7 protein-coding genes and 1 pseudogene are annotated in these 8,605 nt (G+C 62.8%); 5 read left to right on the top strand and 3 right to left on the bottom strand.

The features are described 5' to 3' along the window. Positions 1-204: pseudogene (locus tag B3M53_RS13045) on the top strand (energy-dependent translational throttle protein EttA); the annotation flags it as partial. A 69-nt stretch (positions 205-273) separates the two neighbouring features. Here the strand turns inward: B3M53_RS13045 and B3M53_RS13040 are convergent. From B3M53_RS13040 to B3M53_RS13030, 3 genes are all read right to left on the bottom strand, one after another. Then, positions 274-948, bottom strand: a complete 675-nt coding sequence (locus tag B3M53_RS13040; RefSeq protein WP_273019255.1) for a CatA-like O-acetyltransferase — start codon at positions 946-948, stop codon at positions 274-276. A gap of 143 nt (positions 949-1,091) precedes the next feature. Beyond that, positions 1,092-1,709, bottom strand: coding sequence for an MlaC/ttg2D family ABC transporter substrate-binding protein (locus B3M53_RS13035; RefSeq protein WP_160092384.1), 618 nt, complete (start codon positions 1,707-1,709; stop codon positions 1,092-1,094). 32 nt (positions 1,710-1,741) lie between these two features. Beyond that, the gene (locus B3M53_RS13030; protein ID WP_160092383.1) at positions 1,742-2,482 is read right to left on the bottom strand and encodes an MlaA family lipoprotein; all 741 of its coding nucleotides are present in this window, start codon (positions 2,480-2,482) and stop codon (positions 1,742-1,744) included. 193 nt (positions 2,483-2,675) lie between these two features. Between B3M53_RS13030 and metF the strand changes: the two genes are divergently transcribed. From metF to B3M53_RS13010, 4 genes are read left to right on the top strand one after another with little or no spacing between them, the layout of a single operon-like run. Continuing rightward, positions 2,676-3,569, top strand: coding sequence for a methylenetetrahydrofolate reductase [NAD(P)H] (gene metF / locus B3M53_RS13025; protein ID WP_160093464.1), 894 nt, complete (start codon positions 2,676-2,678; stop codon positions 3,567-3,569). Between the two features lie 14 nt (positions 3,570-3,583). Then, a complete protein-coding gene (locus B3M53_RS13020) occupies positions 3,584-4,645 on the top strand; it encodes a homocysteine S-methyltransferase family protein (RefSeq protein WP_273019257.1) in 1,062 nt (353 codons plus the stop codon). Between the two features lie 9 nt (positions 4,646-4,654). Then, positions 4,655-7,342, top strand: a complete 2,688-nt coding sequence (gene metH, locus B3M53_RS13015; protein ID WP_273019258.1) for a methionine synthase — start codon at positions 4,655-4,657, stop codon at positions 7,340-7,342. 57 nt (positions 7,343-7,399) lie between these two features. After that, a complete protein-coding gene (locus B3M53_RS13010) occupies positions 7,400-8,602 on the top strand; it encodes a hypothetical protein (RefSeq protein WP_160092380.1) in 1,203 nt (400 codons plus the stop codon). Positions 8,603-8,605: the final 3 nt, after the last annotated feature.

The following is an 8,605-nucleotide window of genomic DNA, read 5'->3' as shown; positions in this document are numbered from 1 at the left end:
GATTTCCCCGGCTGCGCCGTGGTCATCTCGCACGACCGTTTCTTCCTCGACCGCATCGCCACCCACATCCTCGCCTTTGAAGGCGACAGCCATGTGGAATGGTTTGAAGGCTCGTTCACCGACTATCTGGCCGACAAGAAGCGTCGCCTGGGCGATGACGCCCTGGTGCCCAAGCGCGTGAAGTTCCAGAAGTTCGAACGCTAGGTCTTCTGACGATCAAAACAAAAAGGGCGCGCCGTTCGGCGCGCCCTTTTTCGTGGAGCGTGGGTGAGACTAATCGCCCACAAACCGCGCCAGCCTGTCTCTGACAGCGCTGAAATACGCCGCCACATGAACGCCATCCACCAGGCCGTGATGGGTCTGGACGGAGAGGGGGAAGCTCAGCTGGCCTTCCGCCTCCCGCCGCCATTGTCCGGCCGCGATATTGGGCGTGGCGGCCAGGGCGCCGCCGCCGGAGCGGGGGTGCTCGATGGATGTAAAGCGCAGGAAGGGCAGGCCGGTGCAGTAGAGCTGACCGCACTCGGGCGCGGCCTTCACATTGGTGCGCATCCCGGTCGCGGTTTCCGCCTCGCGCTTGTCGGCGTGGTAGGCCTTCACAAAGGCGTCGAGATCTTCGGTGAACGGCACGTAGGAAAAGTTCACATGGCCTTGGGTGTTTTGCACCGTGTAGCTGGGCAACAGCGCATTGATCCGGAAGGGCTCGCCCTGGTCGGTCAGTCGCCAGCGAAACGCGTCCACATCCAGGCTGGCGCCCGAGATGGCGTGAAACAGCAAGGCGAAGGGCGGCAGGCCACGCGCTTTCGCGATGGTCACGAAATCGGGCGCCATAAGCTCGGCGGTGACGTTCAGGCGCGGGTCGTCCATGGCGTCAAACCAGCGTAATTGCGGCCCGCGTTCAAACGGCGCGTCGATCGGCGCGATGATGTCGGGTGTGTATGCAGGTGTCATGGCGCGCCTTTCTTGCCGGGCGCTGAGACCGAGCGGGCGCTTGGCGCGCAGGCCGGAAACGAAACCGCCGGAGCGCGCTGCTGGTAGCGCGCCCCGGCGGGCGTTTCAACTCTTCAGGCTGAGGGGCGCGGACAAGCCTTGGATCAGGCGTCTTCGCCCGCCTGGCGATTGCGCAGCATGGAGGTGGCGGCGCTGACATCGCCGCGGTTGTCGCCGATGACGGCGAGGATCTGTTCGCGCTGGGTCTGGGCCAGCCAGACGCCGAGCACTTCCACGTCCACGGCTTTCAGTTCGCCGTCTGATTCCAGAATGCGCCAGTTCACTTCGAATTCTTCGTTATTCGGTCCGCCGTATACGCGCGAGCGGACAATGTAATCACCCGGATTGCGGGTGACAGATCCGGTGACGTCCAGCTGCTGGCCGGCATAAGTGCTGAGCTCGCTCTCATAGACGCCGATGGCGTAGGTGCGGAAGGCGTTGCGGAAGGCATTCAGCTCGTCCTCAGACGCGGTGCGGCGATACCGGCCCAGCACGAAATTGGAGATGCGGTCCACATCCGCCAAGGCGTCGATGCGCTCACGAAATTCAGCTTGCACCGTCGGCAGGTCGGTTTGCCCGGCGTTCAGCTCGGTCAGGGTTTCGATCACCTGATTGGCCTGGTTCTGGACAAAGGCTTCTGCGTCGTCAGCCGTCGTGGACTGCGCCAGCGCGAGCGGCGTCAGAAGCGTCAAGGCGAGGGCGGTAAGAATGGGTTTGATCATCGGGGAGGTCTCCTGCCGCCGTTTCGGCGTGCTTATTCAAATTCAGGCAGGTCTTGATAATCCGGGTCAGACTGCGTTCCGGTCTCTATGAAGGCGGAGCGCGACTGACGCCAGGCCGAACGCGCCTGAACATACGGATCAATTGCGGTGCGATTGAGGCTGTCGATCGCGCCGTCCAGATCCGCTCTGATCTGCGTGCCGTTCAGGCCGCGCAGGCTCCAGGCCCAGGCCTCGCCCGATTCCTCTTCGCTCCAGTTGAGCGGATGCGGATAGCGATCCACAAAGCGGCCGGTGGCGTCTCGAAAATTGGACGGCCCGATCAGGGGCAACACCAGATAGGGACCGTCGCCCACGCCCCAGACGGCGAGGGTCTGGCCAAAATCGCGGCGATGCTGCGGCACGCCTTCATGGGAGGCGACGTCAAACACGCCCGCGACGCCGATCGTGGTGTTCATCAGGAACCGGCCGACCGTATCGCCCGCGGCGTGGACATCGCCTTGCAGGAGCGCGTTGGCGAACACGACCGGCTGGTTGAGATTGCTCATGAAATTACGCACGCCGGTCTGCACCGGGTCCGGCGTGACGGTGTCATAGACGCGGGCGGACGGGCCGACGACCACATCATCAAGTGTCTGGTTCATCGCGAAGACGGCGCGATTCGCCGGTTCGAACGGATCGCCGGTTTCCTGCGCCATCTCACGGGATGCGCAAGCGGTCAGGCTAAGCGCAGCCAGCAGGACTGCGGCTTGAGAGGTCAGAGCGGCGATACGCATGAAGTGTCCTTACGGTCGACGGGTCGGTTGGGACAATGTCGGGTTTGAAGCGGGGATATCAAGTCAGGGAAAACCATAACGTGCCGTTTGCCGGGCAGTTCCATCTTGCCCGCAGCTCAATAATCGCATAAAGATATCTTTATGTGGATGTGTCGCCGGTCTCCGGTGATGCGAAACCGTGACTGGACTGGTGATGACCGTGAATGGCCGTTCCCCTGCGCAAGGGCCGAAAGTGTCCTTTGAGTTCTTCCCGCCGAAAAGCGAGGAAGCCGAGACGAAGCTGTGGTCTTCCATTGCGCGGCTGACGCCCCTGTCGCCGGATTTTGTCTCTGTCACCTATGGCGCGGGCGGCTCGACGCGGGATCGCACCCACCGCACGGTGCGCCGGATCGTGTCTGAAACCGAGATGGCGCCGGCCGCCCATCTGACCTGCGTCTCCGCGACCCGCGATCAAGTGGACGAGGTCATTCGCGATTACTGGAACGCCGGCGTGCGCCATATCGTGGCGCTGCGCGGGGATCCGCCCGAAGGCCTGGGTCAGGCCTATCAGCCGTTCCCCAACGGCTACAGCAATTCGGCCGACCTGACCGCAGGCATCAAGGCCATTGGCGATTTCGAGGTGTCGGTGGGCTGCTACCCTGAGAAGCATCCCGACAGCGCCGACTGGGACGCGGATCTCGACATGCTGAAAGCGAAGATCGATGCGGGCGCGACGCGCGCCATCACCCAGTTCTTCTTCGATGCGGACATCTTCTTTCGCTATCTCGAGCGCGTGCGCAAAGCCGGCATCGACATTCCCATCGTGCCCGGCGTGATGCTGCAGCCCAATTTCAAGGGCCTGGTGCGCATGGCCGAGATGTGCGGCGCGCATATTCCGGACCGGGTTCATGCCGTCTATGACGGGCTGGAAGACGATGCCGGAACGCGCGAGCTGGTGACCGCGCACCTGGCGGCTGAAATGTGCGAAACGCTGTGCGATGGCGGCGTGGATGCGTTCCACTTCTACACGCTGAACCGGGCTGAGCTATCTCTGTCCACCTGTGCGCTGCTGGGGGTGAAGCCCCCTCACGTCGTCAAAGCCGCCTAACGGAACCGAACGCCATGACCAAAGCTGAACGCCGCGCTGCGCTGGACGCGCTGGCGCTGAACCGCATTCTGATCCTGGACGGCGCCATGGGCACCCAGATCCAGACGTTGAAGCTGGATGAGGCCGGGTATCGTGGTGACCGGTTTGCAGACTGGTCCTGCCCGATCCAGGGCAATAACGACATCCTGAACCTCTCAACGCCTGACGCCGTGCGCGCGATTCACAAACAGTATTTCGACGCCGGCGCCGACATGGTGGAGACCAACACCTTCTCCGCCACCGTCATCGCCCAGGCGGATTACAAGATGGAAGACCTCGCCGCCGAGATCGCGTCGGAAGGCGCGCGCCTGGCGCGGGAAGCGGCGGATGAAGCGGAAGCTGAAACCGGCTCGCCCAAGGCGGTGCTGGGCGCGATCGGGCCGACCAACAAGACGCTCTCGCTGTCGCCCAATGTGGAAGACCCCGGCTTTCGCGAAGTGAATTTTGATCAGGTCCGCGACGCCTATGCCGAGCAGGTTCTGGCCATGGCCGAGCATGTGGACTTCTTCCTGATCGAGACGATTTTCGACACGCTGAACGCCAAGGCGGCGATCAAGGCCATTCTTGACCTGCGCAATGAGGGCAAGATCGATCCCGAGATTCCGATCATCCTGTCAGGCACCATCACCGACGCGTCGGGCCGCACCCTGTCGGGGCAGACCACCGAAGCGTTTTACAATTCCGTTCGACACGCCCAGCCCTGGGCGGTGGGCCTGAACTGCGCGCTGGGCGGCAAGCAATTGCGGCCCTATGTGGCCGAGCTGGCGCGCATCGCCGATTGCCATGTCCTGGCCTATCCCAATGCCGGGCTGCCCAATGCGTTCGGCGAATATGATGAAACGCCCGATGAGACCGCCGCGTTCATCGCGGACTGGGCGCAATCGGGCCTGATCAATATTGCCGGCGGCTGCTGCGGCACCACGCCTGACCATATCGCCGCCATCGCGCGGGATGCGAAAACCGGTCAGCCGCGCACGCTCAAAGAGCGGCCTCAGGCCATGCGCCTGTCGGGTCTTGAACCGTTTGAGCTGGCTTGAGGAGCCCGTATGTCTGACGCCTCACCCTCTCGCGCCATTTTCGTCAATGTGGGCGAACGCACGAACGTCACCGGCTCGGCGAAGTTCCGCAAGCTGATCAAGGCGGGCGATTACGCCGCCGCGCTCGACGTGGCGCGCCAGCAAGTGGACGCTGGCGCCCAGATCATTGATGTGAACATGGATGAGGGGCTTCTGGATTCAAAAGAAGCCATGACGACCTTCCTCAACCTGATCGCCGCCGAGCCCGACATCGCCCGCGTGCCGGTGATGATCGACAGCTCCAAATGGGAGGTGATCGAGGCGGGCCTGAAATGCGTGCAGGGCAAGGCGGTCGTCAACTCGATCTCGCTGAAGGAAGGCGAGGCGGAGTTCCTCAAGCACGCCCGCGCCTGCAAGGCTTATGGCGCAGCGGTCGTGGTCATGGCCTTTGATGAAGACGGTCAGGCCGACACCGCCAAGCGCAAGATCGAGATCTGCGAGCGCGCCTACAAGACGCTGGTCGACGAAGTCGGGTTCGATCCCAACGACATCATCTTTGATCCCAATATCTTCGCGGTGGCGACGGGGATCGAGGAGCACAACAATTACGCGGTGGACTTCATCGAGGCCACGCGCTGGATCCGCCAGAACCTGCCGGGCTGTCACGTCTCGGGCGGGTTGTCGAACGTGTCCTTCTCCTTCCGCGGCAATGAGCCGGTGCGCCGGGCCATGCACTCGGTCTTCCTCTATCACGCCATCAAGGCGGGGATGGATATGGGGATCGTCAACGCTGGCCAGCTCGACATTTATGACGCCATCGGCCCCGAACTGCGCGAGCTGGTGGAGGATGTGATCCTCAATCGCCGCGACGACGCCACCGAGCGTCTGCTGGAGGCCGCCGAGCGGTACAAGGGCACGGGCGAGGCCGCGCAGAAGGAAGACGAAGCCTGGCGCAGCGCGCCGGTGGAAGAGCGGCTCAAGCACGCTCTGGTCAAGGGCATCGACGCCTATGTGGTCGAAGACACCGAAGAGGCGCGTCAGGCCGCCGAGCGCCCGCTGCATGTGATTGAAGGCCCGCTGATGGCGGGCATGAACGTGGTCGGGGACCTGTTCGGCGAGGGCAAGATGTTCCTGCCCCAGGTCGTCAAATCCGCCCGCGTGATGAAAAAGGCCGTGGCCTATCTCTTCCCCTATATGGAGGAGGAGCGCGAACGGTCCGGCGCTGAAAAGGAAGCCGCCGGCAAGATCATCATGGCGACCGTGAAGGGCGATGTGCACGATATCGGCAAGAATATCGTCGGCGTCGTGCTGCAATGTAACGGCTATGACGTGGTCGATCTGGGCGTCATGGTCCCCGCCGAGAAGATCCTTGAGACCGCGCGCGCCGAGAAAGCCGACATTATCGGCCTGTCCGGCCTGATCACGCCGTCGCTTGATGAAATGGTGCATGTGGCCAGCGAGATGGAGCGTCAGGGTTTTGACCTGCCCTTGATGATCGGCGGCGCCACCACCTCTCCGGCCCATACGGCGGTGAAGATCGAACCGGCCTACACCAAGGCGCCGATCATTCACGCCACCGACGCCTCCCGCGCGGTGGGGATCGTTTCGCGCCTTCTGTCCAAGGAAGAGCGCCAGCCGCTTTGGGATGAAGTCTCAGCTCGCTACGCCAAGATCCGCGAAACCCGCGCCCGCACGCAAGGCAGCCGCGAGCGCGTCAGCCTGGACGCGGCCCGCGCCAACGGCTTTGACGCGGATGCGGGCGGCTATCAGCCGGTCGCGCCGCAAAAGACAGGCCTGACCACTATCGACGATGTCCGTCTGGCGGATCTGGTCGACTATATCGACTGGACGCCGTTCTTCTTCTCCTGGGAGCTCAAGGGCAGCTACCCCGCCATTCTGGATGACCCCAACCGCGGCGAGGCGGCGCGCAATTTGTTCAAGGATGCGCAGGCCATGCTCAAGACCATGGTCGAAGAAGACTGGCTGAAACCGCGCGGCGTGGTCGGCCTGTGGCCGGCCCGGCGTGACGGCGATGACGTGATCGTCTTTGCCGATGACAGCCGGTCTGAAGAGGCGGGACGGTTCTTCGGTTTGCGCCAGCAATCAAAGAAAGAGGGCGACAAGCCCAATTACGCCATCAATGATTTCGTCTCATCCACTCAGGATGACTGGATCGGCGGCTTCGCCGTGACGGCGGGCGAGGGCGAGCAGGCGATGATCGACCGCTTCAAGGCGGACAATGACGACTATTCCGAGATCCTGTTCAAATCGCTGTCTGACCGGTTCGCGGAAGCCTTCGCTGAATACCTGCACCAGCGCGTGCGCCGCTCGATCTGGGGCTATGCGTCCGATGAGACGCTGTCCAATGAAGAGCTGATCAAGGAAGCCTATGCCGGCATCCGCCCGGCGCCGGGCTATCCCGCCCAGCCTGACCACACCGAGAAAGACCTGTTGTTCAAATTGCTCGAGGCGCCTGAGCGCACCGGCATCACGCTGACCGAAAGCTGGGCGATGAGCCCGGCCTCGTCGGTGTCAGGGCTTTATATCGCCCATCCCGACAGCGTCTATTTCGCCGTGGGCCGGGTCGCCAGAGACCAGGTCGAGGACTATGCGAACCGCAAGGGCTGGACCCTCGCGCGCGCCGAGAAGGAGCTTGCCCCGGTGCTGGGCTATGAGCCTGACGCCGAGGCCGCAGCCTCAGCGGAAGCGGCGGAATAGAAAAGGGTTGCGACATTTGTAGCATCCTGTTTGAGTTCCCTCAAAGGGAGAACTCTCATGCTCAAGATGATGCTTGCCGCCTTTGCGACCGCCACATGTCTACAGCCCGCCTTGGCTCAGACAGGGTCGGAAACCGAGACGGAGCTGCCCGGTCGGCTCAGCTCCTATTTCCAGATGACGCCGGAAACGCTTGAGGGTTATGCGCCCGAAGGCAATGAACTTGGCATGGCGACACAGCTCTTCAGCTTTGTCGGGCGCGAGGATCTGACCCAGCGGCTGCAGGAGAACGCCTATGCACACTCCACATGTCCCGTGCTGCGTGGAGACGGATTGCAGGCGGTGGTGGAAGCGGTGGGTAACGCCCGGATCGTGATGATCAACGAGGCGCATGACGATCCCTATCATCGCTGGGTCATCGCCCGTCTGGCCGAGGCTCTGGCGCCTGATTTCACAGTGTTCGCGGCGGAAACCTTTTCAAATGAGACGGGCGCGGCGCCGCTTGGTCCTGCAGCGAGCACGGATATCGGCTGGTATTCAGGCGAGCCGATCTATGGGCGTCAGCTGAGAACACTGGTCGATCTTGGATACCACTTCGCAGCATACGAGATCACACAGGAGCAACGCCTTGTGGATCCGAGTGAAGGGTTCATGGCGAGCATTGCCGAGCGGGAAGAGGCGCAGGCGGTCAATTTTATCGCGAACGCCCTGGAGGCTTATCCTGACGCCCGCATTCTGGTGCATGTGGGCTATGCCCATCTCATGGAAGTCGGCGGTGAGGATGGAGCTGAGTCATCGCGCTGGTTCGCCGCGCGCCTGCGTGACAAGACGGGCATTGATCCTCTGACGATCACCCAGACCTCATGCAGCGTCGAGCCGGGGGCGCAGACTGCCTCCCTGACTGAAAGCCCTTTGGTCGACGGCTCTGTCTTGCCTGTTACCCAGAGGCAACCGGGCTGGGTGGATCTGTTTCTCGGTCGTCCGCCCATGAGCTTTACCAATGGGCGTCCTGACTGGCGCTACGAGATCGGCGATCAGCCTGTCGCCATTCCCGAGGCCTTTCTTGCTGAAGAGGGCCGCGTCATCATCGAGGCGCGCGCGCCGGGAGAAGACCTTGAGATGATCCCCGTCGAGCGCCTCATGCTCTATCCGGGTGAAACACTGCCGCTCTTGCTGCCGGAAGGCGAATGGGTGCTGACGGCCTGGACTGAGGACGGCCCATTGGGAGAACCCGTCACGGTCAGCGCGCCGTCAGCGCCCTAGCGA

It is taken from the genome of Oceanicaulis sp. UBA2681 (assembly GCF_002354675.1).
GTDB lineage: Bacteria > Pseudomonadota > Alphaproteobacteria > Caulobacterales > Maricaulaceae > Oceanicaulis > Oceanicaulis alexandrii.
Note: the sequence above shows the minus strand (reverse complement) of the source record. Positions and strands in the feature narration are given on the sequence as shown.

Bases quoted from the DNA above. Each gene is read 5' to 3' on its own strand.
- B3M53_RS13040 (WP_273019255.1), bottom strand. From the start codon at position 948: ATGACACCTGCATACACACCCGACATCATCGCGCCGATCGACGCGCCG.
- B3M53_RS13035 (WP_160092384.1), bottom strand. From the start codon at position 1,709: ATGATCAAACCCATTCTTACCGCCCTCGCCTTGACGCTTCTGACGCCG.
- B3M53_RS13030 (WP_160092383.1), bottom strand. From the start codon at position 2,482: ATGCGTATCGCCGCTCTGACCTCTCAAGCCGCAGTCCTGCTGGCTGCG.
- metF (WP_160093464.1), top strand. From the start codon at position 2,676: ATGACCGTGAATGGCCGTTCCCCTGCGCAAGGGCCGAAAGTGTCCTTT.
- B3M53_RS13020 (WP_273019257.1), top strand. From the start codon at position 3,584: ATGACCAAAGCTGAACGCCGCGCTGCGCTGGACGCGCTGGCGCTGAAC.
- metH (WP_273019258.1), top strand. From the start codon at position 4,655: ATGTCTGACGCCTCACCCTCTCGCGCCATTTTCGTCAATGTGGGCGAA.
- B3M53_RS13010 (WP_160092380.1), top strand. From the start codon at position 7,400: ATGCTCAAGATGATGCTTGCCGCCTTTGCGACCGCCACATGTCTACAG.